29 protein-coding genes and 1 pseudogene are annotated in these 25,754 nt (G+C 68.2%); 12 read left to right on the top strand and 18 right to left on the bottom strand.

The window, feature by feature from the left end; all coding sequences use genetic code 11:
- Positions 1-23: 23 nt before the first annotated feature.
- Positions 24-776 carry a DUF4097 family beta strand repeat-containing protein gene (locus tag OG885_RS01575; protein WP_405724704.1) on the top strand — a complete coding sequence of 251 codons (753 nt, stop codon included), beginning with the start codon at positions 24-26 and terminating at the stop codon, positions 774-776.
- Positions 777-880: 104 nt separating this feature from the next.
- On the top strand, positions 881-2,782 hold the full coding sequence (gene htpG, locus OG885_RS01570; RefSeq protein WP_405724701.1) for a molecular chaperone HtpG: 1,902 nt from the start codon (positions 881-883) through the stop codon (positions 2,780-2,782).
- 272 nt (positions 2,783-3,054) lie between these two features.
- On the opposite strand, the gene OG885_RS01565 is transcribed toward htpG, so the two are convergent.
- Positions 3,055-3,432: a hypothetical protein gene (locus OG885_RS01565; protein ID WP_405724698.1), complete on the bottom strand. Its 378-nt coding sequence runs from the start codon at positions 3,430-3,432 to the stop codon at positions 3,055-3,057.
- A 47-nt stretch (positions 3,433-3,479) separates the two neighbouring features.
- On the opposite strand from OG885_RS01565, the gene OG885_RS01560 reads away from it, so the two are divergent.
- Positions 3,480-3,719, top strand: coding sequence for a hypothetical protein (locus tag OG885_RS01560; protein WP_405724695.1), 240 nt, complete (start codon positions 3,480-3,482; stop codon positions 3,717-3,719).
- Positions 3,720-3,789: 70 nt separating this feature from the next.
- Here OG885_RS01560 and OG885_RS01555 read toward each other — a convergent pair whose 3' ends face one another.
- Complete coding sequence (locus tag OG885_RS01555; protein ID WP_405724692.1) at positions 3,790-3,975, bottom strand: hypothetical protein; 186 nt, start codon at positions 3,973-3,975, stop codon at positions 3,790-3,792.
- A gap of 410 nt (positions 3,976-4,385) precedes the next feature.
- Between OG885_RS01555 and OG885_RS01550 the strand changes: the two genes are divergently transcribed.
- Both OG885_RS01550 and OG885_RS01545 read left to right on the top strand, forming a co-directional pair.
- Positions 4,386-5,060 carry a hypothetical protein gene (locus OG885_RS01550; RefSeq protein ID WP_405724690.1) on the top strand — a complete coding sequence of 225 codons (675 nt, stop codon included), beginning with the start codon at positions 4,386-4,388 and terminating at the stop codon, positions 5,058-5,060.
- 112 nt (positions 5,061-5,172) lie between these two features.
- Positions 5,173-6,000 (top strand): SAM-dependent methyltransferase, encoded by an 828-nt coding sequence (locus tag OG885_RS01545; protein WP_405724688.1) that lies wholly within the window; start codon positions 5,173-5,175, stop codon positions 5,998-6,000.
- 655 nt (positions 6,001-6,655) lie between these two features.
- Here OG885_RS01545 and OG885_RS01540 read toward each other — a convergent pair.
- Together OG885_RS01540 and OG885_RS01535 are read right to left on the bottom strand one after the other, a co-directional pair.
- Positions 6,656-7,087 carry an MFS transporter gene (locus OG885_RS01540; RefSeq protein ID WP_405724686.1) on the bottom strand — a complete coding sequence of 144 codons (432 nt, stop codon included), beginning with the start codon at positions 7,085-7,087 and terminating at the stop codon, positions 6,656-6,658.
- Positions 7,088-7,339: 252 nt separating this feature from the next.
- Positions 7,340-7,684 carry an alpha/beta fold hydrolase gene (locus OG885_RS01535; protein WP_405743193.1) on the bottom strand — a complete coding sequence of 115 codons (345 nt, stop codon included), beginning with the start codon at positions 7,682-7,684 and terminating at the stop codon, positions 7,340-7,342.
- On the opposite strand from OG885_RS01535, the gene OG885_RS01530 reads away from it, so the two are divergent.
- Positions 7,573-8,100 carry a hypothetical protein gene (locus OG885_RS01530; protein ID WP_405742537.1) on the top strand — a complete coding sequence of 176 codons (528 nt, stop codon included), beginning with the start codon at positions 7,573-7,575 and terminating at the stop codon, positions 8,098-8,100. The two genes, OG885_RS01535 and OG885_RS01530, sit on opposite strands and share 112 nt — an antisense overlap.
- Positions 8,101-8,298: 198 nt before the next feature.
- On the opposite strand, the gene OG885_RS01525 is transcribed toward OG885_RS01530, so the two are convergent.
- Positions 8,299-8,976 (bottom strand): YqjF family protein, encoded by a 678-nt coding sequence (locus tag OG885_RS01525; RefSeq protein WP_405742535.1) that lies wholly within the window; start codon positions 8,974-8,976, stop codon positions 8,299-8,301.
- Between the two features lie 168 nt (positions 8,977-9,144).
- Between OG885_RS01525 and OG885_RS01520 the strand changes: the two genes are divergently transcribed.
- Positions 9,145-9,828 (top strand): HemK2/MTQ2 family protein methyltransferase, encoded by a 684-nt coding sequence (locus tag OG885_RS01520; protein ID WP_405724684.1) that lies wholly within the window; start codon positions 9,145-9,147, stop codon positions 9,826-9,828.
- A gap of 119 nt (positions 9,829-9,947) precedes the next feature.
- Here OG885_RS01520 and OG885_RS01515 read toward each other — a convergent pair whose 3' ends face one another.
- From OG885_RS01515 to OG885_RS01495, 5 genes are all read right to left on the bottom strand, one after another.
- Positions 9,948-10,169, bottom strand: a complete 222-nt coding sequence (locus OG885_RS01515) for a hypothetical protein (protein ID WP_405724682.1) — start codon at positions 10,167-10,169, stop codon at positions 9,948-9,950.
- 125 nt (positions 10,170-10,294) lie between these two features.
- The gene (locus OG885_RS01510) at positions 10,295-10,885 is read right to left on the bottom strand and encodes an alpha/beta hydrolase (RefSeq protein WP_405724680.1); all 591 of its coding nucleotides are present in this window, start codon (positions 10,883-10,885) and stop codon (positions 10,295-10,297) included.
- Between the two features lie 156 nt (positions 10,886-11,041).
- Positions 11,042-11,773, bottom strand: a complete 732-nt coding sequence (locus OG885_RS01505; RefSeq protein ID WP_405724678.1) for a GAF and ANTAR domain-containing protein — start codon at positions 11,771-11,773, stop codon at positions 11,042-11,044.
- Between the two features lie 37 nt (positions 11,774-11,810).
- The gene (locus tag OG885_RS01500) at positions 11,811-12,575 is read right to left on the bottom strand and encodes a GAF and ANTAR domain-containing protein (RefSeq protein ID WP_405724676.1); all 765 of its coding nucleotides are present in this window, start codon (positions 12,573-12,575) and stop codon (positions 11,811-11,813) included.
- A gap of 239 nt (positions 12,576-12,814) precedes the next feature.
- Positions 12,815-13,162: a helix-turn-helix transcriptional regulator gene (locus OG885_RS01495; protein WP_405724674.1), complete on the bottom strand. Its 348-nt coding sequence runs from the start codon at positions 13,160-13,162 to the stop codon at positions 12,815-12,817.
- Between the two features lie 127 nt (positions 13,163-13,289).
- Between OG885_RS01495 and OG885_RS01490 the strand changes: the two genes are divergently transcribed.
- Entirely contained in the window at positions 13,290-14,042 is a 753-nt protein-coding gene (locus OG885_RS01490; protein ID WP_405724672.1) for an anti-sigma factor antagonist, read from the top strand.
- 104 nt (positions 14,043-14,146) lie between these two features.
- On the opposite strand, the gene OG885_RS01485 is transcribed toward OG885_RS01490, so the two are convergent.
- From OG885_RS01485 to OG885_RS01470, 4 genes are all read right to left on the bottom strand, one after another.
- A complete protein-coding gene (locus tag OG885_RS01485; protein ID WP_405724670.1) occupies positions 14,147-15,076 on the bottom strand; it encodes an ADP-ribosylglycohydrolase family protein in 930 nt (309 codons plus the stop codon).
- Between the two features lie 303 nt (positions 15,077-15,379).
- Positions 15,380-18,139, bottom strand: a complete 2,760-nt coding sequence (locus tag OG885_RS01480; RefSeq protein WP_405724668.1) for a hypothetical protein — start codon at positions 18,137-18,139, stop codon at positions 15,380-15,382.
- A gap of 53 nt (positions 18,140-18,192) precedes the next feature.
- A complete protein-coding gene (locus OG885_RS01475) occupies positions 18,193-18,828 on the bottom strand; it encodes a hypothetical protein (RefSeq protein ID WP_405724666.1) in 636 nt (211 codons plus the stop codon).
- Positions 18,829-19,133: 305 nt separating this feature from the next.
- A complete protein-coding gene (locus OG885_RS01470) occupies positions 19,134-19,523 on the bottom strand; it encodes a hypothetical protein (RefSeq protein ID WP_405724664.1) in 390 nt (129 codons plus the stop codon).
- A gap of 294 nt (positions 19,524-19,817) precedes the next feature.
- On the opposite strand from OG885_RS01470, the gene OG885_RS01465 reads away from it, so the two are divergent.
- Positions 19,818-21,113 (top strand): GNAT family N-acetyltransferase, encoded by a 1,296-nt coding sequence (locus OG885_RS01465; protein ID WP_405724662.1) that lies wholly within the window; start codon positions 19,818-19,820, stop codon positions 21,111-21,113.
- 172 nt (positions 21,114-21,285) lie between these two features.
- On the opposite strand, the gene OG885_RS01460 is transcribed toward OG885_RS01465, so the two are convergent.
- The gene (locus OG885_RS01460; protein ID WP_405724660.1) at positions 21,286-21,663 is read right to left on the bottom strand and encodes a MerR family transcriptional regulator; all 378 of its coding nucleotides are present in this window, start codon (positions 21,661-21,663) and stop codon (positions 21,286-21,288) included.
- Positions 21,664-21,738: 75 nt separating this feature from the next.
- Here OG885_RS01460 and OG885_RS01455 point away from each other — a divergent pair, with 75 nt between their 5' ends.
- Both OG885_RS01455 and OG885_RS01450 read left to right on the top strand, forming a co-directional pair.
- A complete protein-coding gene (locus OG885_RS01455; protein ID WP_405724658.1) occupies positions 21,739-22,467 on the top strand; it encodes an SDR family oxidoreductase in 729 nt (242 codons plus the stop codon).
- 92 nt (positions 22,468-22,559) lie between these two features.
- Positions 22,560-22,802 (top strand): annotated as a pseudogene (locus OG885_RS01450) (hypothetical protein); the annotation flags it as partial.
- A gap of 38 nt (positions 22,803-22,840) precedes the next feature.
- Here the strand turns inward: OG885_RS01450 and OG885_RS01445 are convergent.
- A complete protein-coding gene (locus tag OG885_RS01445; RefSeq protein WP_405724656.1) occupies positions 22,841-23,248 on the bottom strand; it encodes a RidA family protein in 408 nt (135 codons plus the stop codon).
- Between the two features lie 142 nt (positions 23,249-23,390).
- Here OG885_RS01445 and OG885_RS01440 point away from each other — a divergent pair, with 142 nt between their 5' ends.
- Complete coding sequence (locus tag OG885_RS01440) at positions 23,391-23,771, top strand: winged helix-turn-helix transcriptional regulator (protein WP_405724654.1); 381 nt, start codon at positions 23,391-23,393, stop codon at positions 23,769-23,771.
- Positions 23,772-24,737: 966 nt separating this feature from the next.
- On the opposite strand, the gene OG885_RS01435 is transcribed toward OG885_RS01440, so the two are convergent.
- On the bottom strand, positions 24,738-25,037 hold the full coding sequence (locus OG885_RS01435) for a hypothetical protein (protein WP_405724652.1): 300 nt from the start codon (positions 25,035-25,037) through the stop codon (positions 24,738-24,740).
- A gap of 229 nt (positions 25,038-25,266) precedes the next feature.
- On the bottom strand, positions 25,267-25,728 hold the full coding sequence (locus OG885_RS01430; RefSeq protein WP_405724650.1) for a hypothetical protein: 462 nt from the start codon (positions 25,726-25,728) through the stop codon (positions 25,267-25,269).
- Positions 25,729-25,754: the final 26 nt, after the last annotated feature.

Below are 25,754 nucleotides of genomic sequence, written 5' to 3'. Positions count from 1 at the left end.
CGATGCGGGGCAACCGTACGGGCATGAAGGCGACGCTCCTACGGCACCGAATGCCGCCCACGTTGTTGCTGCTGCTGGCGCTGCCGTTCGCGGGCTCCTGCGACGACGGCGGCACCGACGCCTCCCGAGCCGACAACGCACTGCGTGCGGCGGCGTCCGGGGACGAAGTGCTGATCAGCACCGACAACGGACTGCGGCTGCGCCCGGCCGACGGCGACCACATCACCGTGGACGACCGGATCGACGGCCACTGGTCCCACCACGGCGACCGCTGGACCCTGGATCTGGACTGCGCCGACCACGACGACCACGGCTGTCCACGCATGCCGTACGTCAAGATCCCCGACGGCGCGCAGGTCACCGTCACCGCCCGCAACGCCGGCGTCGACGCGGTGGACGTCGCCGCCGCGCTGGACGTCACCACCGTCAACGGCGACGTGACGGTGACCCACTCCGGACAGGAGCACGCCCCGTTGCGGCTGTCCACCCGCAACGGATCGGTGCGCGCGACAGCCCTCGAGGCCGGCCGGCTGCATGCGAGCACCGTCAACGGCGACGTGGTGATGCAGTGCTCTACCGCGCCCGCGGGCGTGACCGCGAGGACCGTCAACGGCTCCGTCGACGTCACCGTCGCCCGCGATGCCCCGGCCTACCGCGTCACCATGACCACCGACAACGGACGCACCACCAACGATGCCCACGCTCAGGACGCCGACCGAAACCGCCTGATGACCCTGACCACGGTCAACGGCGACGTCACGGCCCGCCGGGACTGAGGCGTGACGAGCTGTCAGTTCACATGAAACATCCTGACGTGGTGTTTTAAAGTAACTGTCGCTCGTTTTCCGCGACTCAGGAACCTGTGAGGGACACGCGAACCATGTCCACCGAAACGTTTGAGTTTCAGGTAGAGGCCCGTCAGCTGCTCCAGCTGATGATCCACTCGGTCTACTCGAACAAGGACGTCTTCCTGCGGGAGCTCGTCTCCAACGCCTCGGACGCGCTCGACAAGCTGCGCCTGGCAGCTCTGCGTGACGACAGCCTCGGCGCGGACCTTGCCGACCTGCACATCCAGATCGATGTGGACCCGGAGGCCCGTACGCTCACCGTGCGGGACAACGGCATCGGGATGTCGTACGACGAGGTCGGCACGTTGATCGGCACCATCGCCAACTCCGGCACGGCCGCCCTTCTCAAGGAACTGGAGGAGGCTCAGGACGAGTCCGGCGCGGAGGGGCTGATCGGCCGGTTCGGCATCGGGTTCTACGCCGGATTCATGGTGGCCGACGAGATGACCCTGATCACCCGGCGCCTCGGCGAGAGCAGCGGCACACGCTGGTCGTCCCGTGGCGAGGGCACCTACTCGCTGGAGAAGGTCGAGGAGGCGCCGCAGGGCACGTCGGTGACACTCCATCTCAAGCCCGCCGACCCCGAGAACCAGCTGCACGACTACACCTCCACCTGGAAGATCAGGGAGATCGTCAAGCGGTACTCGGACTTCATCACCTGGCCGATCCGCCTCGTGCCCCAGGCCGGCGACGGAGAGGAGACGGCCGAGCCGGAGACGCTGAACTCGCGCAAGGCCCTGTGGGCACGCTCGCGCGAGGAGGTCTCGGCGGACGAGTACCACGAGCTCTACAAGCACGTCAGCCACGACTGGCGCGACCCTCTGGAGACGATCCGGTTCCAGGCCGAGGGCACCTTCGAGTACCAGTCGCTGCTGTTCCTCCCGGCCCACGCCCCGCAAGACCTGTTCACGCGGGACTTCCGACGCGGTCTCCAGCTCTACGTCCGACGCGTGCTGATCATGGACGACTGCGAGGCGCTGCTGCCGCCGTACCTCCGCTTCGTCAAGGGCGTCGTCGACGCGCAGGACCTGTCGCTCAACGTCTCCCGGGAAATCCTCCAGCAGGACCGCCACATCAGGATGATCCAGCGACGGCTGACCAAGAAGGTCCTGTCGTCGGTCAAGGAGATGAAGGCCAACGACCCCGAGAAGTACGCCACGTTGTGGCGTGAGTTCGGCGCCGTGCTGAAGGAGGGACTGCTCGGCGACCCGGACAACCGCGACGCCATCCTCGCGGTCGCGTCCTTCGTCAGCACCCATGAGGGGGACGAGCCGACGACGCTCCAGCAGTATGTGGAGCGGATGAAGGACGGTCAGGAGCACATCTACTACCTGACCGGCGAGTCCCGGCAGAGCATCGAGAACTCCCCGCACATGGAGGTGTTCAAGGCCCGAGGAATCGAGGTCCTGCTCCTGACCGACCCCGTCGACGAGGTGTGGGTCGACGCCGTGAGCGAGTTCGAGGGCAAGCAACTGCGCTCCGTGGCCAAGGGCGAGATCGACCTCGACGTCCAGGGCGGCGAGCAGGAGGACGGCGCACGGGAGGAGCAGGACGAGAGCTTTGCCGGCCTGCTGGAGTGGATGAAGGAGCAGTTGGGGGAGGAGGTCAAGGACGTCCGGCTGTCGACCCGCCTGACCGTCTCACCGGCGTGCGTCGTCTCCGACTCTCATGACCTCACCCCGGCGCTGGAGAACATGTACCGGGCGATGGGCCAGGAAGTGCCGGTCACCAAGCGGATTCTCGAACTCAACCCCGGTCACGCGCTGGTGCGTGGCTTGCGGCAGGCCTACGCGGAGCAGGAGGACCGGGCGGAGCTCGCCGAGACGGCCCAACTGCTGCACGGACTCGCCGTCCTCGCGGAAGGCGGACAGCCCAAGGAGCCCGCCCGGTTCGTCAAGCTGGTGGCGGAACGGCTGGAGCGCACGCTCGGCTGAGCCGCGAGGTTGGCGGACGCGGCGCGGGATCGTGCGCCGACCAACCGACCGGGGCGAGGCCGCCGTTGTGGAGGAGCCACGGGGCTCCTCCACATGCCCGGCGTTGCCGCGCCGGGCTGCATTCAGTGCCGCGCAAGGCGCCCCGGGTGTCACATGTCACGACTCTGCCAGCATTCAGCCCCCTGCGCCGTCGACGTTCGGTTGGGTCAGCCCACTCGTGCCGGAGGGCACAGGGGCAGGTCAGCGGCCCCGCAGCTAAGAGGAGACCTGGATCAGGGCCGCAGGCATTCTCCTTGCGGATCGAAGCAGACGAGCCCGTGCTTGCGAGCCAACGCAGCGGCGTACTCGGACACTTCCTCCGCCTTGCCATAGGACATGAGCAGGTACACGATCGGGCCCGACGCCTCCTCGACGACCGGTGGCGACGCCCAAACAACACCGCTGTCGACGTCGTCCGGATATCGAGCAACAAGGGCTTCCACGTACGCCACGATGCGCGGCGCCGGAGTCACGACGACGTCGTCCGACTCCACGTAGCGCTCATAGAGCTCGTCGTAGGTCAATCCGGCTTGACGGTCGTCGAGTGGACGGTCGCGATTTACGAGATCGGCCGGACCGCAGCCGGTCCGGCCGATCTCGAGTTGCTCCATGAGGGGCACATGCCGTGCCCGGACTCCCATGCGGTCGTTGCCCGGGCATGAAGAAGATCATCGCGCTGGCCGCGCTCACCGTGGCCACTCTCGCCCTCGCCGCTCCCGCCAACGCCGATGACGGCGACAGCAACTTCGGCCCCGGCGTCAACGCCGCCAACAACTGGAACTTCAGCGCGGCATCCGTCTGCTTCCAGGAGCTCGCCGTCGTCCCAGTCGGAGGCGCCTGGAACGGCGACACGGTCAACCACTGCGTCAACGGCAACGTCCTGAACCACACGCCCTGACCCGGCCCCTGAACGCTGCCCCGCCATGAATGGACGGGCGGCCTCTAGCAGGCCGCCCGGCAAGGTGGTCTCACCTGTCGTACCGGCAGTTGTCGAGCCAGTCTGCCCGTTCCTCACGATTGACGCCGCCATCGCCGTCCACCACGTAGGCCAATGCGTCCATGAAGGTTGCGCCCAGCGGCCAGAGCCAGTGCGGCCCCACGGCGATGACACGACCGCCGGCCGAAATGTGCACAGGGAACTGGCTCGACCACATGCCCAGAGGGCTGTAGTTCTCTCCGTAGTGACGCCTCAGCGTGGACGCTTCCTCGGCGGCGTCGATGCAGGCGTCAACGGGGTCCAGGTGCAGGGACGAACCGGGAGACGGGCCAAGGAGCTCGCAATCGTCAGCTCGCCGAACTCGGACCATAGAGATCTTTAACGGTCGGGGTTACAGCGATGCGGAGTGCTGCCCGCTTCGGCGGGCGCATCTGCCTTCTCGGGCGTCTAGGCTCTGCTGCCGTGGGGGAATCGATCAGGGGCTCTGCAACAGGAGTTGTCCTTGCGTACGGCCGTACCCGGGTGTGGGTGGAGCGAGGTGTGCTGCACTGGAGGCGGGGACGTAGGACCGTCACTGTTCCGGGGTCGCAGATCCGCCGAGTCGAGGTCGCGGGGAAGTCGCTGGAGGTGGTCCTCTTCGAGGACGCGCAGGTCGACAGGGCGATGAGGGTTCGGTATCGCAACGCAGTGGTGGTCGCCGCACTTGGTGCCGAGATCGAAGCGATCATCGGTGACACGGGCTCGTCGGGTGTCCGACTGCCGGTGCAGCGGCAGTCGGTGCGGGTGTGGCCCTTGCGTGTGCTGGCTGGCCTGTGTGATCAGCTACGGCATGGCAGCCCGCGATGGCGGCGTGCTCTCTTGTACGTGGTCCTGGGGCTTCCGCTGGCCGTGGGGCTTCCGGTGGACCGCTTGCTGGGGTTCTTCGCCTGGCTGTTGTTGCCGTTGAGCATCGCGTTGCTGCGCATGTGGCTAGGTATGGCCGAGTTGGATACGCGGTGGGTGATATGGCGGCGAGGCGTTACCGTGCGGGCGAGGTTTGAATTCGACCACGCCAGCGAGGGCATCAGTCACATCGTCCACTTCCGCACGCTCGACGGCGAGGAAGTCACGGCGCGCCCCGCGCTGCGAGGACGCCGGGACGAGATCCGATACGACCCCGAGGACCCCTCACGTGTGCTCGCGTCGACCCGCGTGGCCTGGCTGGGAATCGCCCTGGCCGCGTTCATTGTCGCCGGTATCTGGGGCGTTGCCTTCGGCATTCCGGCAGCTCTCTGGGTGATCAAGGTGCTGCTGCTGGTCTAGGAGATCTTTGCCAGGGCCCGGTTCCGTCCTAGCTTGGCGGCCCGGCCGTCGGGCTCCTTGGCCGGCCAGAGGCGCTCAATTCGGGGGTGGGCGGGCGAAGTTGTTGGGCAGAATGGCGGCCATGACGTACAAAGGCTCCTCCATCGACCCGGCCAAGCCCAGCATCGCCCGTGTCTACGACTATCTGCTCGGCGGCAAGGACAACTACGCCGTGGACCGGGAGATCGGGGACGTGTTCAAACGGGACCTGCCCGGATCGGTGGCCATCGCCTTTGCCAACCGCTCGGCTCTGACCCGTGCGGTGAGGGAGATCGCGCGGACGACCGGCATCCGGCAGTTCGTGGACCTGGGCAGTGGCCTGCCGACCGCGGACAACGTCCACCAGGTCGCGCAACGGCACGCTCCTGACTCCCGGGTGGTCTACGTCGACATCGATCCCCAGGTCCTGGTGCATGGCCGCGCGCTGCTGGAGGACAACGAGGGGACCCGTGTCGTCGCGGTCGATGTGCGCAACCCCGAGGCCGTTCGTACGCACCCCGATACCGTCGAGCTCATCGACTTCGATCGTCCGGTCGCTGTGATCTTCAGCGCCATCCTCCATCACGTCAACGATGACGAGGACCCGGCCGGCATCGTCCGCTATTGGCGCGATCATGTTGCGTCGGGGAGCTACTTCTTCATCAGTCATTTCCGCTCGGGTGACAACCCCGAGACCACGGAGGCCGAGGCGGTGCTGCAGCAGACGTTCGGCCGTGGCCGGTGGCGGACCGACGCGGAGATCGCCTCCCTGCTGGACGGTCTGGAGATCCTCGACCCGGGGATCGTTCCCGCGTCCCTGTGGCGTCCCGATGAGACCGATGGCGCCATGGACATCGGGCAGAGGCGGGAACTCACGGTCTGGGAGCACCTCATTGCCGCCGGGCTGGCCCGGAAGGTGTAGTGCGTGCTTCTTTGACGGGTGGTCAGTTGATCGGATGTGCCTGCCGGCTCGCTGCCACCGGGTCCGGGGCGACCTCGCGACCCTCTCAGGTTCCGTCCCATCCCCCAGACGCTTGAGCCGGCGCTGCCGCAGTTGCTCTGAGGCAGTGGTGAGCCCGAAGACAAGTCCCATGGCCGTCCCGGAGAGCACAGCGAACAGGCTGTGCCTTCCTTGTCGGCCGTGGGTGTACGGGGTTCGGCCGCGGTGGGTCGGCCTGGGAGGAACAGGGCGAGGATCAGATCCAGGGTGACCGCGCCGTGGTGATGAGGAATCGCCGACCCCGCGACCTACGTGGGCGGCGTAGCCCTCCCCACCCTGAACGGCTTGCGCACCGCCTAGCACACTGCCGACGACGGCGCTCGCCAGAGACATGCCGATGTAGCGCATCAACGTGTTGAGGCCGCTGGCCGCGCCTGTCTCGGCGAGCGGGACCGCGCAGGGGGCGCTCATCAGGCCGAGGCCGTAACCGGTCGAGGTGGGTGAACAGCACGGTGGAGCGGACCGTGGTGCACAGATCGACCAGGGGCGCTTTGAGGTGCAGTTGCAGGAGGGCCCAGAGGGTGAATACGGCCGCAGCCGCGGTGAAGAGGCCGAGCGTGGTGGCGGAAGTCCAGCCTCAGTCGCCGCCCTTGGTGAGCGGTAGCAGGAAGAGGACGAGGCCCGCGGATGGGCCGAGGGCGCCCACGGTGTCGAAGGTGCCTTCGGCGCGTATCGGGGATTCCGGTACGGCGACGAGGGTGAGCAGGATGGAGAGGGTGCCGACGCCTGCGGCGCCGTAGAAGAGGGTGTGCCAGTCGGTGTGCTGGGCGACCAGTGCCGCGGCGGGCAGGACGAGCCCGCCGCCCACGCCGAGCGAGGAGCTCATGACGGCGATGGCCGACCCCAGCCTCTCGCGGGGCAGGGTGTCGCGCATCAGGCCGATGCCCAGCGGCAGGGCGCCCATGGCGAAGCCCTGGAGAGCGCGGCTGGCGATCATCGTGAGCAGATCGCTAGTGACCGCGCTGATGAGCGCGCCGACGACCATCACCGCGAGGCTGAGTATCAGCATGCGGCGCCCAGGTGGCTTCGCTGGGGGTGGCGTCCAGTAGTTGGGGCAGGTCCTTGATGGGTGGCCGGGTGGGGGTGGGCGGTCGGTTGTGTCATCGCGTGGTGCCTTCAGAGCGCAGGACGCGAAGCAGAGAGAAGACCGTCCGTCCTTGCCTGGGTGGTGGAGGACGGCGGCTGCGGGTAGTGACCGTGGCCCATGCGGCCGGGTCACCACCTGCTGTGGTGTTGCCGGGGGCGGCTGCTGTGCTGGGGGTCAGAGCAGGAAGTCCAGCAGGGCCTTCGTCAGGGGCACGGGTACTTCTTCGGCGAGGAAGTGGCCGGAGCCGGGGAGGACGACTCCGGTGACGTCGGTGGCGACCTTGCGCATCTCGTCTGCCGGGGCGGTGCCGGTGCTGTATTCGCCGCCGATCGCGAGCACCGGGATGGTCAGTGGTCCTTCCTTGTGCCAGCGCTGGAACTGCTCGGCGGTTTCACCGAGTTGGAGGTATATCTCGAAGCTGGCGTGCCGGGCCGCCGGGTCGCGCAGCGCGTCGACATAGACGTCGATGGTGTGCTGCGGGATGGCGTCGGAGTGGGGGTGGCGACCGTCTACCGGCACTTCCCGACACCGGAAGCCCTGATGGCGACCGTGGCCGCCTCCGGACTGGAGGCACTGGCGGCCCGCGCCGAACAGGCACTGGACGAGCCCGATCCCTGGCGGCCCTGGCCGACTTCCTGGACGCCACGCTGGAAGCGCAACTGTCCGACCCCTCGATCACCGCGGTGCGCTCCGCACCGGCCCACGTCCTGCCCCGCACCACGGAACGCGCCGCCGCGATGGACGCCCAAGTGGGCCGCCTGCTCGACCGCGCCCACGCCGCCGGGACCGTGCGCGGCGTGGTCAGCTGGGAGGACCCACGGCCGCTGATGTGCGGGATCGCCTACGCCGCCCAAGTCCACTCTGACACCTTGGCCGACCGACTCGAGTCCGTCCGGCGCTACCTCGGCGTGATGCTGAACGGCATGCGCGCCTGATCCCGGCCCCGCGTCCGGTCCGCGAGGAAAGGACGGGGAAGCAGTGGCCGGCCGGCCGTGGCGCCACGGGGCCACGGAGCAGATGCGGCGTGCCGAGGCAGCTGCCTCCCGGCACGCGGAGGAACACGGCATCGCATGCTCAGGCAGCCGGGCGTCCCCAGCCAGGAGTCTCCACACCGGGTGAGGGCGATCCGTCCCTCAGCGCGGACATGGCCGCGACATCCCCAGCCGTACGTGGCGGACTCCCTCGGAGTAGTGCACGACCGGCTCGCCCAGCGGTTCAGGGAGACCCGCCGCAGCGGTCAGCGTCTCCTCCAGCACCTCCACGAAGGCGCCGGACAGCGGCCACGGCTCATGCTCGACCGGCGTCTCCCACAGCCGCCCGAAGCGGCGGGTGTACGCCCGCCAACGCGAGGTCAGCCACACATCCCGCTCCGTAGGCAGGATCGGGGCACCGGGACGGGCGACCAGCCGGTACGAAGGGCCACCGGCCCAGCGCGAACCGGAGTACGAGACGCTGCCTCCGCCCTGCGAGACGTGCAGCGTCCCCGGGCTGTACGGCGCCCCGACGGCCCGCGCCGCCACCATCAGAGGGCACGCGACCTCGATCGACAGGAACCAGAGCCCGTCCCGCCCGTCCTCGCGCCGCACATAGGTGCGTAGGTTGGTCTCCGCGAACGTCGGCAGCCAGGGCGCCCCGGCAGGCACGAAGCCCGGCCGTACGCACGACATGACGAACGGCGTCAGACTCACCCACGCCGTTCCCTCGTACTCGTCAACGGCCAGCTCCCCGGGCAGCAGAGCCGCGACCGCTTCCGGCCGGAAGGGCCAGTGCACGAACGTCTGCGTGGCCCAACCGGCCCGCAACGCGGGCATCCGCACCCGCTGTTCCGCTCCGTAGGCCACCACACTGGGCGGGTCCCCGCCCACGCCTGCTGGAAACGTACAGGTCACGGATGCAGGAGCGGTCGCTGAGGTTGGACCAGCGCGCCCTGGGAACCCAGAGTGACGCCAGAGGCTGGACCTGACGAACGGAGACGCCCGATGGTGGCGGAGACCCTGATGCCGGCCCCGCCGGCGCTGCTGCTGACACCACCGGGTGTGTACGCCCCTCAGTGGGACACGGGGCTGCTGACGCGAGCCCTGTGCCGGGAGGACGTCGACTCCGCGACCGACGTCCTGGACCTGGGGACCGGCAGCGGTGCGGTCGCCGTCGAGGCGGCCCGCCTGGGCGCCCGAGTGACGGCCGTCGACATCTCGCGGCTGGCCGTGTTCACCGCACGCGTCAATGCGCTGCTGGCACGACAGCGGGTGCGCGTCCGGCGCGGGGACCTCACGAGGGCGGTCGGGGGCGAGTCGTACGACCTCGTGGTCAGCAATCCGCCCTACGTCCCCTCGCCCGCAGCCAAGCTGCCGCACCGCGGGCCGGCCCGGGCGTGGGAGGCGGGCGGGGACGGCCGGGCGTTCGTGGACCGCATCTGCGAGGCGGCGCCCGCTGTGCTGCGTCCGGGCGGGGTGCTGCTGATCGTGCATTCCGGGCTATGCGGGCCGGCCGACACGCTGCGACGGCTGACGGAACGCGGAATGCGCGCCTCGATCACCGATCGCGCCATGGTGCCCTACGGTCCTGTGCTGCGATCCCGGCGGCCCTGGCTGGTACGGCAGGGGCTGGTCGGCGCGCAAGACAGCCGGGAGGAGCTGGTGGTCGTCCGCGCCGAGCGGCCCTGAGGATGGCCGAGCGGCCGTCGGCGGGCGGCTGTGTGCGTCGCCCGCACCGGCCTGCTCGCCCGAGGCCGCCCGCGCCTTGCACCTGCTGACCGTGGTGCGGGCGGCGCCGTCGCTGTGACTCAGTCCTCGTCTACGACGCCGGGGAGGAAGCTCACCACATCGACGTTGTGGAATGCGACCCCGTCCTGCTCCTGCTCGGGGGCGACGGGCTTGTAGATGTCCGTTGGCAAGATCGTCTGGTTGGCAGGGCCAAGGGGCGTTGGATCGGCACGGGCGGGAGTCGTGAGGAGCAGGGGGACACCGGCGAGGGCGAGGGCCCCGAGTACGACGCGTGGCTTCATGTCGTGATCAACGGTCCAGGGGACGATGAGACACGCAGCCAGCCCTCGCATGGGCAGGACGCCCCCGCTCGGCAGCCTCTTTGAACCTTGCAGGTCAACCGCCGAGCTGATCTTGTCAGACGCCCTCAGCGGTCGAGCGAGCCCATGAAGTGGTCCAGCCGGGAGATGACTTGCCGCAGGACGTCGACCGATCCTGCGGCATCGTCCGCAAGCTCCAGGCCGTGGTCCGCCGAGGGCACTTCCAGGACCTCGTGTCGCAGGGACGCGGCGATGCGTGAATCCCAGAGCGTGTCGGCGCTTCCGCCGACGAGGAGGGTCGCCTCCGTGGTCCGCCGGAGAGCCGCGGCAACGTGGTCGATGGTCAAGAGCGGGGTGAGCCAGGCTGCCGGGATGTTGCGGTCGGCTGTGACGCCGCAGGCGAGGGAGCCCAGGGACTTGCCGACGACGAGCCGACAAGCCCCCGCCTCCGTCTCGATGGCCTCGGCGACCTGCCGTTCCACCCATGCGATCCGGTCGTCCACCGTGAACTGCGCGAACCCGTCAGGGATCTGCCACCACAGCTCCTGGACCGTCCAGCCGTGCTGGAGCAGGACGCTCCGGGCGAAGTGCAGCAGCGGCCGGGCAGGCGAGTAACCGAGGCCCGGAACGACAACCGCGACACGATCTCGGCCTCCGTCGAAACGGGTGGGCATGGTGAAGGGGACGGGGTCAGACATGGCCGCACACTACTAGTCAGCTGATCGTTGTGCTGATGCCTCCCGACGTACTACCTCGCTGTGGATTCACACCAGGCATCACTCGCAATTCGCTGGTTTCCGCGTCCAGTTGGGAGCGGGCCTCTTCCGTCTCAGCCGACCGGATCGCCTGAAGGGTCATCCGCTCGGTGGGGCGGGGATGAGGGCCAGTTCCATCGTGCGGTTGACCAGGGCGAGGGCGATGTCGGCGAGGCTGGTGCGGTGGCGGGCGGCATGGTCGGCGAGGAGGCGTCCGGCCTGGGCGATGCTCACGTCGTGGTAGGCGGCGATCATGCCTTTGGCGATGTCCAGGGTGGCCTTGACGGCGATGGCGCTCTGCACGCGGGTGGTGACGTCGTCGTAGCGGGGTTCGGTGGCCCAGTGCATCAGCGACAGGGCGGCGGAGTCCGTCAGCGCCTGTGCGAGGAACAGGTCGTCCCGTGGCATGTCGAGGGTGTGGGTGTTGAGCAGGGTGAGGGCGCCGAGGGTGCGTTCGTGCAGGCGTACCGGCACGGTGTGCAGGGAGCGGTATCCGGCGTCGGTCATGGCGGTGACGAGGTTGGGCCAGCGTTCGTGTTCGGCGGTGATGTCGGGGATGGCGCGGGCCTGGCCGGTGCGGTAGCAGTCCATGCAGGGGCCGCGGCCGGTCTGCATCTGCATGAGTTCGACGAAGGCGGCTCCCTCGTCGGTGGCGGCCATCGTCTTCAGCGTGCCCCGGGCGTCGGCGATCATCACCGCGGCCGCGTCCACCGTCAGCAGGTGGCGACAGCTGTGGACGAGCCGGTCGAAGAGGTGCAGGGGGTCGAATTGCGGCGCGTAGGTGTCGGCCAGGTCGAGGAACGCCTTCGCCAGCTCGCGCTCGCGGTTCATGTCCGTCTCCCCGGCCCCGGTGTGGGTGCTCGTTGGTTCATTCATGGCGGAGGTCCGTGGTGCGGTCGATGATCGCTCGCGCGACGTCGGCGGAGGTCTGGTCCTGTGCGAAGGCCCGGGCCCGTAGTCTGAGCAGGGCCTCCTGTGCGCTCACTCCCAACTGCACCATGATCATTCCGGTGGCCTGGTGGATTTCTTCCCGGTCCGATTCGGCGCCCTGCAGCCACGTTACGACTTCGGCGAGGTCGGTAGAAGCGTGGTCCAGGGCGCTGAGGGCCAGGGTGAGGGCGTCGGCGACCAGCAGGGCGGTGCGCAGATGCCCGTTGCTCATGTCGCCCGGCGTCTGCCGGTACAGATCGAGGGTGCCCAGCGGGCCCGCGGCGCCCGCCAGCGGTACGGAGAAGGCGGCTTCGACGCCGGCCTTGGCCGCCTGGACCGCGAACAGCGGCCACCGGCGGGCGTCCGGGCCCCGCGTCAGGTCCGAAGCGAGCACCGGAGCCCGCAGGCGCATGGCCTCCGTGCAAGGGCCTTCACCGAGCGTGAACTGGGTCTCCGCCAGCAGTGAGGCGATCTCGTCGCTGGCGAAGAGCACGATGCTGGTGCGCTCATCGCGTCCGGCGATCGAGGCCGACAGGCCCGAGACCTCCGGCAGGAGGGTCACACAGGCCCGGCACAGCGCGTCGGGCATCGCCGCAGCGTGCGCTCCCGCGACCGCGCTGGTCAGTTCGCGGGCGATGCGAGCGCGCTCGCGCTGCGTGGAGCGTTCAGCATCCTCGCCACCCGGCTCCCGGTCCCCGGTCACCGTCGTCCTCTCTCCCGGCGGGCACAGCCGCCGCCAAAATCACCTGCGTCCGATCTTTCCTCATGGAGACGATTGCCGAACGGCGGCCCGCTGGTGCTGACGCAGTTCCCATCCGTATCGGCCCAAAACCTGGTCCGGTTGACGGCAGGCGGCGGTCGCACCCCTCGGTCGGAGGAGGCAGGGTGGCCGGGCTGCCTGATCCGGGGTGTGCCGCACGGCTCTCACAGGGCGGGCGGTGCTCACGGCGAGCCGTCCGGATCCGCGCTCGCGCCAGTGGCGGTGCCGATGCGGTCATGGCGGGCGAGCAGGGCCAGCAGGCCGGCGACGGTCGCCTCACCGTCGGCGGGATGGCGCAGCACGGTGTCGGGCGCGATCCGGTAGAGGTTGGAGCGACCCTGGCGGATGTGCGTCAGGTAGCCGCCCTCTTCGAGGTCGGCGATGATCCTCTGGACTGCCCGCTCGGTCAGCCGGCAGCGCGCGGCGATGTCGCGGATGCGGGTGGTGTCGTCCTCGGCGACGGCTGCCAGCACCCGTGCGTGATTGGTCAAAAAGGTCCAGCCCGCATGAGGTTCCGCGACTCCGTCCATGCCCACAGAGTAGGCGGGCATTTCACGCTTCCAAAAGCACGACTTGTGTTTCATGTATCGGTTGACGTGTAAGGCCGGGGTGGGGATGCTGGAACCAGCACGGACGGATGGATGCTCGGGAGTCACCATGTCCGATCACGTAACCGCCCTGGCCCGCGATGAGCAGCAGTGCATCGGCTGCGGCGCCTCACAGCGCCCCGCCCCCTGTGTTCCCGGGGTGTCCTTGACCGTCCACGTCGGCGCGCACGGTCGGCACGCTCTGGTCACGGCATCCGGTGAAATCGACCTCGACAGCAGCCCGGCGCTGGATCGGATACTGCAGGACGCGCTGGACCAGTCAACGGACGGCGTCGAAGTCGACCTCGCCCACATCGTGTTCTGCGACTGCTCCGGAGTCAACGCCCTCCTCCATGTGCGTCGGCGGGCCCGCGAGGCCGCCAAAACCCTCACGGTCCGTGTCTCCAGCCCAGCCGTGCAACGCCTTCTCGAGCTGACCGGCACCCTCGACGTGCTCACCACAACGGACACGGCACAGACCCCCAGCACAGGCGACGACAGGTCACTGCCGGAGCTGGGCCCGGAGTATGACCCGGACCCCGAGCCGACCGATGACGCCGTCAAGACAGAAATCGACCAACTGCGCCGCGCCCTGCAGACCCGCCCGGCCATCGACATCGCCCGCGGCATCCTCATGGCCTCCTACACCCTCAGCGCCGAACAGGCATGGAACGTCCTGGTGAGCACCTCACAGAACAGCAACACCAAACTCCACCTGCTCGCCGAAACACTGCTGAACACCGTGCACGGCGAGAACCTGCCCGAACCGCTCGCCGGCCACCTGGCGAAAGCGCTGCAACAACACGGCAGCCAGCCTCACTGACGCCGCGCTTCGTGCCTTTCCGTCCCGGACCACGCCCCTTCCGCTCCTGGCCTGCGAGTCCCGCACGCGGACAACCGCGGGGGTGGGGCGGGGGAGTGCTCGGTTCAGGCTGCGAGGCGGTGCGCGAGATGGAGCAGGTCTGGCAGGTGGAGCACGCGTTCGTCGAAGCCGGGGAGGGGGACGTGGAGGGGCCGGGTCCAGTGGGCGGGGATTGCATCGAGGCCGTAGAGCGCGCCTGCAAGGCCTCCGGTCACAGCGGCGACGGTGTCGGTGTCACCGCCGAGGTCGATCGCCGCACGTATGGCGTTTTCGAAGCTGTTGGTGGTGCGCAGGGCCCAGACGGCGGAGCCGAGGCAGGGCCAGACGGCACCGTTGAACTCGGTGGCCTGATCGGGGTGCCAGTCGGGTGCGAGGACGGTGGCGTAGCGGCCCCGGTGGTCGGGGTGGACGAGAGCCAGGACGTCCGGGAGCGCGGTGAGGGGGTCGGTGCCGTTGAGCGTGACGCGGATGAGTTCGTGGAAGACGGCGGTGCCTTCCCAGGCCGCACGGTCACCGTGGGTGAGCGCGGCGGTGCGGCGGGCGGCGTCCATGGTGGCTTGCTGGCCGGCGGCTGCGAAGTGGACCGCAGAGGTGGAGGCCCGCATCAAAGAGCCGTTTCCCGCTGCTCGTTGGTTCAGCTGGAAGTGGATCGCGGCGGCGAGGTCCCAGGGCATGCCGTTGGTCAGGACGTCTTCGGTCTGCAAGCCGATGTCCTTGGGCTCTGATGCCGCCCAGCGCTGGAAGCGGGCGAAGATGTCCGGCAGATCCAGTCCGCCCCGCTCGAGCAGTGACTCTCCGACCAGGACAGCCATCTGCGTGTCGTCCGTGGCCTCGCCGGGGTCCCAGCCACCGCCCCCGCACATCTCGCCACCCGCGCCTGGCGCGGGAAACCGTGCAGAGAACGCTCCTGGGGGACCGAACTCGAAAGGTCCGCCCAGGGCGTCACCCACCGCTGCGCCGACGACCGCGCCGGCGGCCCGCTGAATCCGCTCCATCCGCGCAGGCTAAGTGCTGCGGCGACGGATGCGCGGCCCCTTTTTTCTTTGTGCGGCCCCCAACCATCGGCCGCGCGGCAGTACTGCGGAGGTGGCTCCCGTGAGGCAGCCGGGATGCGAAGCCGGCGCATCCCGGCGGCGGGTTCTTCGTCTCTGAGGCTTGGTGAAATTCGCTCGTAGAGCTGAAAAGACCGCGCTCGACGGCACCCTGCGCAAGCCGTGTTCTCCCGGTCCGGCCCACGCGATTGTTGCCCGTCGTTTCGCCTCGGGCGTCTGCGTGGATTCGACGAGCGGTGGCTCCGGTCAACCCCGCGGGCACAGCTGGCGGGGAGCGGGGCCCGGAGGTACGTAGGTGCGCCACTGGTCCGCGTCGAATGCGCCTCTTGCCCACTCGCACAGTGTCCGTACTGGGTCCACGGTGGCGTCAACGTCCCATAGGCGTGCCGTGTTGTCTTGGCCCCAGCTCACGATCGTCTTGCCTGTGGGGGCGAAGCCCACGGCGGCGACGTCAGCGTTGTGTCCTTGGAGCGGTTCGCCGATCTGTCGCCGGGTGGCGACGTCCCAGAGTCTGATGGTGAGGTCCCTGCTGCCGGTGGCCAGTGTTTTCCCGTCAGGGCTGAAGGCGAGGGAGGTCACGCTGTCGCGGTGGCCGGTCAGCGGCTCGCCGATTTGTTTGTGTGTGGCCGTGCTCCAGAGCCGGACGGTGTTGTCCCGGCCCGCGGTGGCGAACATGGTGCCGTCGGGCCTGAATTTCAGCGCGTTGATCTCCGAGGTGTGGGCGGGGGGCGTCTCGCCGATGCGGCGCTGTGTGGCGGCGTCCCAGAGCGCCACTGTGTCGTCCTCGGTGCTGGTGGCGACGGTGCGGCCGTCGGGACTGAATTCGACGTGCGTCGCTCTGCCGTCGAGTGCTGCGCCGATCTGACGTTGCGTTGCCAGATTCCATATCCGCACCGACTCTCCGTCGGAAACGGCGAGTCTTCTACCGTCGGGGCTGAAGGTCATGGCGAGAACCTCGCCGGTGTGGTGGGGCAGGGCCTTGCCGATCTGGCGGTGTGCGGTGATGTCCCAGAGTTTCACGTCGTAATTCGACCTGTAGGACGCGGTCGCCAGCACGGTGCCGTCCGGACTGAAGGCAATGTTGGAGTTCACGGTCAAGTCACCGGAGACCAGCGGGTCATCGCGCCGACGGTGTGCGGCGATGTCCCAGAAGCGCACGGTGGCATCGGACCCCGCCACGGCCAGGAAACGGCCATGAGGGCTGAGCACCGGGGTCCATTGGCCGCCGGCATCGAGGGCCGTCCCGGTCTGTCGTTGTGTGCGGACATCCCACAGCCGGACCGTGGTGTCGTTACTGGCACTGGCCAGGGTCGATCCGTCTGGGCTGAAGGCCACAGCCCAGACCGTGCTGGTGTGGCCGGTGAATGGCGCCCCCATCGGGACGTGCCGGGCGACGTCCCAGAGTTGTACGCTGCCGTCCTCGTAGGCCGTGGCGAGCATCGTGTCGTCGGGGCTGAAGGCCACCGCCTCGGCCCCTCGGTGATCGGCGATGAGCGGCTTGCCGATCGGGGCTCGGGTGGTGGTGTTCCAGAGGCGGACGCTGCCGTCGAGATCGGTGGCGGCGAGGGTCTTGCCGTCCCTGCTGAAAGCGACGGACGAGATTCCATAGTCGTCGCGTGCCAGTCCTGTGCCGATGAGTCTGCGGGAGTTGGTGTCCCAGAGCTGGAGGTCGTCGGCGATGCCGGCGGCGAAGGTTCTACCGTCGGGGCTGAAGGCCAGGGTGGCACCGCCGTAGGCTGGACCGCCGAGTGGCTTGCCGAGTCGGCGGCGTGTCGCCACGTCCCATATCCGTACGGAGGCGTCGTCCCCGCCTCCGGTGAGGAGAGTGTTGCCGTCAGGGCTGAGGGCGACCGCATAGATTGCCCCGGCACGGGCGTCGAAGGCGGCGCCGATCTGCTGGTGGTCGGCGATGTTCCAGAGCCGGGCGGTGCCGTCGGAACTGGAGCTGGCCAGAGTCCTGCCGCCTGGTCCGAAGGCCAGCGATGTGATGCCGTCGTTGTGCCCGATGAGCGGGGTGCCGATCTTCCGCTGCGTCGCCGCGTTCCAGAGCCGTACGACGCCGTCGTTGCCGCCGGTGGCGATGGTCCTGCCGTCCGGGCTGAAAGCCACCGCTCTCACCTGCCCGGAGTGAGCGAGTAAGCCGGACTCCGGGTTGACGGCGGCGTTGAGAACGGCGAGGCGGGATTCCGGGGTGGGGTCGATCCGCCATGCTGCCAGGGCTTTCAACCGGGCGCCGAACGGGTCAACGGTCGCGAGGGAGGAGCTCTGGCTGATCAGCTGCTGTGCGATGGCGTGATCGCGTTGGCGGGTGGCCTCGTCGCGTGCGATCACCGCGATCACGGACACCGTGGTCGCGATCAGGAGGAGCAGGCCCAGTACGACCGCGATGAACTTGGCCGTCTGCAGGTTGCGCTTGGTGTCGCGGAGGCCTTCCGACGTCAGGTCAGCCTCTGGAAGATCACGCACGACGGAGGCGATGCCGAGGGCGATTCTGTCGATGTCCGGCAGAGGATCGGCGCCGCTGCCCGGGTGACTGGGGGCTGCGTTCTTCCAGGCCGGCTCATCGCCGAACTGTCCCAGCAGGCAGGCGGGTAACGCCGTGGAGCGTTCCGGATCCCAGTCGCGCCGTTGCTCGTCCCATACCAACTGTCCCGCGGTCACCACGAGCAGGATGGTCTCGGCAGACTTGTTCGTCAGCCACCACTCGATCTCGCGGGTGACCCACTTCGATTCCTTCGCCTCCGGCGAGGCCATGACCACGAGCCAGTTGGATCGATCGAGGCCGGCCACGATCTTCGCCCATAGGCGGGGGCCGATCGGTACACCGCCGCTGCTGTCGAGAAAGACCCTGATCCGAGGCGGCTGGTACCAGGGGCGCGACAGCTTCTCGATCGCCCGCTGCAGGTGCGGCAGCCACCGCCGGTCCCGGTCCCCGCTGTAGGAGAAGAAGGCGCGGTAACCGAGGTCGGTCCTGATACGCCGGTGGAGGGCGATACGTGACCGCATCCATGTGAACGCCCGACCTGCCCGCTGAAATGTCTGGGAAGAGCGCCTCGCCGTCATTCGGTCGGTAGGTATGCGCGGCCGTTCCAATGCAACGTGACTTTCGAGGTGGCGCCCTCGGCGCAGCTGGGGTCGCAGGAGTTTGCGGAGCGGACAATGGTGTACCGGCTGTCTCCGCCCGGGCCGGCGAGTCGGGCGTGGTAGTAAGCGAGCTTTCCGCCGAGGTAGTGGTTCTCCTGATCGGTCCAGCCGATGTCCTCGAACCCGTCTTTGGCGGGTACCAGGATCAGCACCCCGTCATAGCGTCCGGGGTTGTAGATCACGAACGTGTTCTTGGTGGCGTCGGATGCAGGATCGGCAAATCTTAGTTCGTTTTCGTAGACCTCCACGTCGAGGGTTTTCAGGACCTGACCGCTGCCGGTGACGGATGCAACGCACCCGGGGAGGGGGTTGGAGTCGGCCCGCCGCACCAGGAACACGCGGACCGTTCCGAGGTCCGGGTGTTTGATGTCGCGATGATCGAGCACCGTTCCCCGGCACTGCGCGGCGTCTGGCGGGCTGGAGGGAAACGAGACGGGTGAAGGTGTAGCCGAGGGGGCGGAGCCGCTCTTGCCGTCTGTGCTCTTGCTGGATGTGCACCCGCCGACGAACGCCACCATGGTGGCCATTGCCATGGCCACTGGCAGTGCCATGCGAAGTCGACGTAAATGCCGGGAAGTTTGGAGTGGCATGGAATTCCCCCGGTAGCCGCGGACTCGGCGGAGTCTATCCGGGCGGGCGTTCCGCAGGGGAGAGAACGTGACTTCGGGTCAGATCCCCGTGTCCAGCCACATCCTGGCCTGCGAGTCCGGGTACCGGATCGTGTGGGCGGCGGGGGTCGGGGGAGTTTCCGGGCGATGAGCAGGGTGAGGGGGCCCGTGGCGATCACGCCGCCAGCGGTCAGTGAGGTTCGCGGGAGACGCGTGTGTGTTTCGCGCTGAGCGCTGCGCTTGGAGTTTCACCGCTCACGGTCGAACCAGGCCGTCGACTCGGGCAGGAACAACAGCACGATCACGGGCACCCCGAGCAGGATCCGCACCGCCGCGTCGAAGAACAACCCGGTCGACTCTGCCTCGCTCAGGCGTGTGATGGTCGGCAGCACCATGAACGCCATCAGCCCGACGGTCGTCATCCGCACCCCGCCACGTGCGCTTCCGTCGTAGGTGAGGCACAGGGCCGCGCTGACCCACACCAGCAGCCAGGGCGCCATCATCTCGCCCTGTCCGTAAGCGGTGAGGCTGTCGGAGAGCGCGAGCATCGAGACGATGCCGGCGAGCGTGAGCGTCAACAGCAGGATCTGGACGGCCCGCAGTGGTGCAGGCATCACACGTTCACGCACGTCAGACATCAGCATCATCCCCCCAGGTGAAGATCGCATCGTAGCGGGCCGAACGTCACTGCGGTAATCGCGCGGCGGTCTGAGCTGGCCTGCAACGCAGCAACTCGACGCCACTCAACTCGGGACAGTCCGTCCACTCCACCGGTCCCGGAGCGGTTCATCCAGACCGGTACCGGCTTCTACCGCCTCGCTCTCACCAAGGCCCAGCCGAGCGCGCTGCGACCGGCTGACAGGCTCGGACGTACGGAGCCTGAGGAGTTATTCGGTTGATCGCTTGTGCGGGTGGTGGATGCAATGTCCGGCATGGTGACTGAGGTCCGCCCGCCACTCCGGGATGAGATGGCCGCGTACTACCGGGCATTGCCGTTCGCGAACGGGTTGCCGAGCTGGGAGCCTGCGGACGCCGCGTGGCATGGCGGCCCTGAGCCGTGGCCTCCCCAGCGCAGGCCTGCGAGCGCCGAGCAGCTCGACAAATGGGCCGCAGCCGACTTCGAGGACGGTTCCTTCCACCCGATCGCAGCGTTCGTCGACGGCACGTGTGTCGGCGCGTCAGCGATGATCTCCTTTGAGGTGACGGTCCCCGGCGAGAGACAGGGGAGGATGGCCGGAGTCACGGCTACCGGGGTGATCGCGACGCACCGTCGGCGCGGATACCTGCGGCAGATGATGCAGGCCATGTTCGAGGCCGCTCTGGAGCGGGGCGAGCCCTTGGCGATGCTCAGCGCGAGCGAGGGCAGCATCTACGGGCGGTTCGGGTTCTCGCCTGCGACCTACCGCACCCGGTGGGAGCTGGCGCGTCACGAAGCGGCCCTCCTTCCGGCAGAGCCGGATCCCGGGTCGCTGGAGCTGGTCGACGCTGAGCAGGCGAAAACGGCCTGGCCCCGGGTGCATGCGCAAGTGCGGGCACGCCGCGTCGGAGAGCTCAGCCCTCCGCCTGGGCGCTGGGACGGGCTGTCGGACGAAGCGGACGGCACAAACGGACCGCTCCGCTTTCTCACCCATCGCGACCGGCACGGCAATGTGGACGGCATCGCCAACTTCCGACTGCCGTGGTCCCCGACAGCGGACCGGGCGGGAACGCTCGTGGTGGAAGCCCTGGAGGCGACGAACCCTGTGGCCTACCGCGCTTTGTGGGGACTGCTGATCGACTTCGACCTCACCAAGACCGTGGTGGCGCCCGGTCGTCCGCGCGATGAACCTCTGCGGTGGATGCTCACCAACCCGCGAGCGATGCGCGTCACCCGGCAGGCGGACAGTCTGTGGGCACGCCTTCTCGACGTCCCCCGGGCCATGACGCAACGCTCGTACCTCACACCCGGTGAGTTGAGATTCGCCATCGACGACGACCAGATGTGCCCCGCGAACAACGGGACATGGCATCTCAAGGCGGACGACACCGAAGCGACGTGCGTTCCGACCGACGAGAGAGCGGACCTGACCATCACACTCCCGGGGCTCAGCTCGCTCTACCTCGGCGGTATGCCGGCACACCACCTGGCGGATGCGGGCCACATCACTGCGCACGCCGAAGGCACGATCGGAAAGCTCGCCCGGATGTTCCGCACCGACCCCGAACCGCACAATTCCTTCGGCTTCTGAGCACAATCGACCCGCCGACCTTGGGCACGTCACTCGAACACCTCGTGGCCCCGACGGCGTCAGGAGCGGGTACTCAACGGCGCGGTGACATCGAATCAAGTCACACTGTCAGCCCCGGCGTGCATCCAGACGGCGATGCCGTAGCGCTGAGGAGACGTCTGACCGACTGCGCCTACGGGTGGTTGTCCGTGATCGCGATGACCTCGTCGAGGCGGTCCCGTGCGGCCTGCAGTTCGTCGATCTTGGCCTGGATGCGGTCGCGCTCGGTGCGCAGCATGGCTCGTTGGTCGGCGTCGGTGTGCCCGGCGTCCCAGCACGGCATGAGTTCGGTGATCCTTCGGCTGGTCAGGCCGGCGGCGAACATCTGCTGGAAGAAGCGGACCCGGGAGATGGCGTCCTGTCGGTAGAGGCGCTGGCCGGATGGACTGCGCTCCGCGATGAGCAGCCCTTGCTGCTCGTAATAGCGCACGGCGCGTACCGAGACGCCGGCACCCCGGGCCACCTCGCCGATGCGGATCAGCCGCTCGGTCGTCGTCTCGGTGACGGTCATGGTGACCCCTCTCACTCCGGCCCTGACGATCAGCGCTTGCCTCTGACGTCAACGTCAGGTTTTAGCGTACCGGGCATGGACATCAACAACTCAGTTGCCCTTGTCACCGGAGCCAACCGCGGCCTGGGCCGTGCCTTCGCGCAGCGCCTGCTCGAACGGGGCGCCCGTAAGGTCTACGCGACGGCCCGCCGACCGGAGACCGTGGACTTGCCCGGCGTCGAGGTGCTGCCCCTCGACATCACCGATCCCGCATCCGTGGGGGCTGCCGCCGAAGCCGCCCCGGACGTCTCGCTCCTCATCAACAACGCGGGAATCAGTACGGGGACCGACCTGGTCACCGGCTCGCTGGACGCGGTGCGGCACGAGCTGGAGACCAACATGTTCGGCCACCTGGGAATGATCCGGGAGTTCGCGCCGTCGCTCGCCAGGAACGGCGGGGGCGCGATCGTCAACGTCCTCTCCGCCATGTCGTGGTTCGGGGGCAGGGGAGCCAATGCCTACCACCTGACCAAGGCCGCCGCCTGGGCCATGACCAACGGCGTCCGCCTGGAACTCGCCGAGCAGGGCACGCTCGTCACAGCGGTGCACCTCGGCCTGGCCGACACCGACATGGCCGCGGGCTGGCCGGTGGACAAGATCGCTCCATCGGATCTGGCCGACGCGGCGCTCGACGGTGTCGAGGCGGACTCCGCCGAGGTCCTCGCCGACCAGTGGAGCCGGGACGTCAAGTCCCGTCTGCCGCTGGCGCCGGAAGAGTTCAACACCGCGATGGACCGCGCCCTGGCTGCGCTGATGGCGGTGTGAGGGGTCTCGTCGGGCCCTACTGACTTCGGTCGGTTGTTTCTCTCAAGCCGGTCACTCTCGTGGGGCCCGTCTGGTGTTCTCCTGTGTTCTCCCACCGCTTCCACGGCTGGGCAGTCATTGATCTCACCGATCCGCATCCCAGCAGCAGCCAGCTGCTGATGCGCCGTAGCTGCGCCGCCGGTGAACTCGCCTTCTACCGTTGCTTCTCGACTGGACCGGTGTCCGCGACAACGCTGGTGCGGGTCGCGGGTTCAAGGTGGCAGGCGCGGGAGACCTTCTTCGTTCCCGTCCGTGCCGATGAGCTCGCACAGGCTGGTAGGCCACTGAGCACACTTGTTGGCACCTGCGTGCTCTGTGGGCGAGGGGCGTCTGTTCAATCGAGGATCGCGGTGGCTTCGATCTCGACCAGATGCTCGGGGACGTCCAGGGCCGCGACACCCAGCAGTGTGGCCGGCGGGACCGGGGTGGTGCCCAGCTTCGCGGACGCCCGGGAGATGCCCTCCAGGAGCGTGGGCATCTTCTCGGGGGTCCAGTCGACGACGTAGAAGGTCAGCTTCGCCACGTCGTCGAAGGTGCCACCGGCCTCGGCCAGGGCGGTGCCGATATTGAGGTAGCACTGCTCGACCTGCGCGGCGAGGTCGCCTTCGCCGACCGTGATGCCCTCGGCGTCCCAGGCGACCTGGCCGGCGATGAAGACCAGCTTCGACCCCGTTGCGATCGACACCTGCCGGTAGACGTCGATCTTGGGCAATCCACTCGGGTTCACCAGGTTGATGGCCATGCTGTCCGCCTCCTTGTCCTGAGCGCCTATGGGCTCGTGTCGACCTAACCAAGGCGCTCTCGGTCTCTTGTGGTTACTCAGGAACCGTAGGAGAGTGAACGCTGACATGGAAGAACGCACTTTCCAGTGACTGGGGAACCCTATGGTGACCAAACAGGTCAAGAGCCTGTCCGAGGAGTCAGACCTCAGGCGCGCGGACTCATTGGCACGGGAGATCTTCTCCGACGTCGCCAACAAGTGGGCGTTCCTGATCATCGAGACTCTCGGTGAGCGCACCCTGCGCTTCAGCGAACTGCGGAACGAGATCGAGGGCATCAGCCACAAGATGCTCACCCAGAACCTGCGCATGCTGGAGCGCAACGGCCTGGTCGACAGAAACGTGCACGCCACCGTCCCGCCGCGTGTCGAATACACCCTCACCGAGCCGGGCCAGGGACTACGCGCAACCGTCGACGGGATGTGCGACTGGACGCACCGCTACTTCGGGTACATCGAGTCCGCCCGCCACCGCTTCGACGCCTGACAGCTGCAAGGGCCGGCACCGCAAGGAATGCACCACCTCATCCCCAACTATGTGGATTTGATTGGCAGTTGATTGCCGGACACGCGAAGGTGCCTCTGTGTACGACAGGGAGTGGGCGTGGACAGTCGTGGCAACCTGCAGAGTTCCTTGGCCTTCCTCGGCGCGAGACTGAACGCCACCGCCTCCATCGTCGTCGGGCTCGCCGCAGGCAAGAGCGACAAACATCCGGCCCTTCGTCGTCTTCAGTGCAGCCTTCCTGGGACTCCTCGGAATCTCGGGTTCGTGATCGTTCTGACGATCCGACGTAGAGGCGACGCGACTACTCTCTCCTCAGACGACACGGGGCCGGTGACGCCGGCGAGCGGCGTCCCACCCGAGCCAGTGTCGAACGACCCGACGTCGGCGCGCACCACGACTCCGCCGCCCTGCGCAAAAGCGCACGCTTCCTGCTGGTGATGCCCGCAGACCTGGCCTCGAGTTCCTACGTCTAGGCCGGCTACGCCCTGGCACTCGGCATACCGTCCGTCTGCTACCACCAGAGTGCCGTCCGCCTGGCCTTCATGCTCCGTCAGGCCGCGCAATACACCTCGACCTTCCCGCGCTGCAAAGCGACGAGTACCTGCAGATGGACGACATCGTGCACGACATCGAGGAGAGCGAACTTCCCTCTTCGACTTTCAATGCGGTGTCCACGTCGCCTCTTGAACACCACGCCGGCCAATGAGCGGACGACCAGTCAGAGGAAGGGCCACGCCGTCGTCCGCACCCTCTCCTGACACCTGCCACTCACCGACGCCGAGCCGGACATGCAGGCGATGACGCAGGGCCATGACCGAATTCGCCTCCGAGCACCATGGCTTCGGTATGCGCACTCCGACCCGTGACAGCTCTCCCTGACCAAGCCCACCCGGTGCCGGTCATGTACGGCGCCGGTCGCTACTCAGGCAGCGCCGGTCCGTTCTCACCTCACGCGGCGCCGGTGACCCCGGGGGCGACGAACCGCCGGTACAGAGGGCTGAAGCCGGTCTCCGGGGCGCCGCTGATGCCGGCCTTCTCGACCGCGGGAGCCAGCCGTTCGGCGAAGAAGGTCTGGAAGGCGTCCTCCGACTCCCAGACGTCGACCACATGCAGCCCCCGCGCGTCGAACCAGGCCACATGGACCTCGCCGCCAACCGGCGCGGACTCCTCCCAGCCGACCGCCTCCCTCACCACGTCGTACTGCTCGGGCGTGACCCCGGCCCAGTTCATCGACATCACCACGGACATGTCCCACCCCTTGGTAGCTGTTCTCCGCATCGTCCTCCGGGACCGGACGTGGGACGAAGAGCGTGCGGAAGCATGACGGAGCGGCCCGCGGCCCCCGCGCGCCCAGCGCGCGGTCGGCAGGCGCAGCCAGGCCGGCGCGCACACGGCCGGGCCGGGCATGGTGGTGCGCAGTTCCCGCAGGACGTTGTGCCGGCCGGTGTCCGTCCAGTTGAGGTAGGCGAGCCGCTCCTCAGATATCAGCGTTCGGCAGGCCCGAGCCGTGGTCGGGATGGCCGGGTGTGCGGCGCTCCTCCTTCATCTGCGCCTCGTACAAGTGGTCCCGACCCTGGGCGAGTTCCTGGACCGCGCTCGTCTCCAGTTGCTGGAAGGGCCGGTAGTAGGTGGCGTTGTAGGCCTCGACGATCTGGAACGTCCAGTGACCGGGGATGACATTGCGGCCGAGGATCTCCGAGCGGACCTTCGCGGCCCATTCGGGATGCCCCGCTTCCTCCAACAGTCGTACGGCACGGTCCAGTTGCAGGTCGGCGCTGCCGGTCAGCTGGTGGAAGTCGTACAGGCGCCCTCTGGCCCGTTCGGTCGTCTCCAGTGCCTTGGACAGTGCCCCGAGGGCTTCGACGGTCGTGTCGTCGACGCCTGTGGGGCGCCGGTGGTCACGGTCGGGGCCGTCGTGGGTCTCCTCCGGGTCGTTCATGGGTCTCCTCGACGGGTACGGCCGCC

Source organism: Streptomyces sp. NBC_00028 (assembly GCF_045041065.1).
Classification (GTDB): domain Bacteria; phylum Actinomycetota; class Actinomycetes; order Streptomycetales; family Streptomycetaceae; genus Streptomyces.
The sequence above is the reverse complement of the archived record's forward strand: the minus strand, read 5'-3'. Positions and strand labels throughout refer to the sequence as shown.